We start from the raw sequence: 1463 nt of genomic DNA, 5'->3' as shown, positions 1-1463 counted from the left end.
CGAACGGCTACTGGCAGAAGGGCGCGAAAACAACTTCACGGCAGACGAAATTGCCTACATGAAAACCCTGAATCGGGGCAACGAAACGCTGTTCACCGAGCAGAAACGCAAGTATGACGCGTTTATCAAATCGATTCTGGACCTGCAACAGGACATGGGCCTGATTGATCCTGAAAGTCGGGCTACGTGGGAAGATGCCTGGTATTTGCCTTATTTCCGTGAAGCTGAGAATGGTGAAACGCATGGCCCCTGGACCACGCGCGGCGTCGCCAACCAGAGCAGTACGGTACGTAAGCTGAAAGGCAGCGAACTGACCATCAAAGACCCGATCGAAAACCTGTTCAACTATGTGGCGAAATCCGTTGATGCTTCAATGAAAAACGAGGCGATGCGCCGCTCCGTGGTGAATCTGGCGGATACCGGCGCGCTGGAGGTTATCGAAAACCCGAACAAGATGGATTACGGGCGTATCGGTAAGAATGTGGTGAAAGTCTACATCGACGGTCAGGAACAGCTGGTGCAGGTCAATGACCCCGATCTGTTCCGCGCCTTCACCATGATCGACATGGAACGTAGCAACTCGCTGTTTATGCGGGCGGCGCGCCAGGCAAAACGCGTGCTGACCATCGGCACCACGGCGATGCCTGATTTTATCCTGCGCAACTTTATGCGCGATTCTCTCCACTCCTGGGCTATCAACAAAGACGGTTTCCGTGCAGGGATCTCGTCATGGCAAGGCTTGAAAAAGGCGCTGGCCGTGGATGATACGCTGGTGGACATGATGGCGGCTGGTGCCACGTTCGGCGGCGGTTACCTCAACGTCTACGATCCGGCAGGGGCGGCGGCGAATATCCGCAAAGTGCTGCGCCGCAAAGGGTACAGCGATAGCCAGATGCGCGAATTTGAATCGACGCTGGTACGCAGCAGCAAGGATGTGTTGGAGAAATTAGAAACTGGCTGGGAGAAATACCGGCAGGTCAGTGAAGGGGCTGAGAATGCCAACCGCGTGGCAACTTATGATGCGGCGCTGAAATCCGGCAAGAGCAAGGCTCAGGCAGCGTTTGAAGCGCGCGACCTGATGGATTTCAGCATGATGGGCTCGAGCAAATTGATTATCGGCCTTACCGATGTGGTGCCGTTCCTCAATGCGCGGTTGCAGGGGGTGAGTAAGCTGGGCAGGGCGATAAAAGAGGATCCGCGTGAGGTGCTGAAGCGCGGCGGTTATATCGCTGGGGTGTCATTAGCACTACTGGCGCTCAATTGGGATGATAAGCGCTATGAAGAATTGCCGGATTGGGACAAAGACGCCTACTGGCATTTCTGGGCCGGTGATCAGCATATCCGTTTCCCGAAACCGTTCGAGATTGGCCTGATGTTCGGCACGTTACCGGAGCGTTTCGTGCGTATGCTCGGTGGGGAGGATACCGCGGGTAAATTTGGGAAGATGGTGGCACGGAACTGCT

General features: G+C 55.3%; 1 protein-coding gene. It reads left to right on the top strand.

The annotated features are described in order from the left end of the window. Positions 1-1463 (top strand): LPD38 domain-containing protein (locus J5224_RS27535; protein ID WP_319802494.1); only part of this gene is annotated, 1463 nt, incomplete at both ends.

The organism is Candidatus Symbiopectobacterium sp. NZEC135, assembly GCF_025962695.1.
The sequence above is the reverse complement of the archived record's forward strand: the minus strand, read 5'-3'. Positions and strand labels throughout refer to the sequence as shown.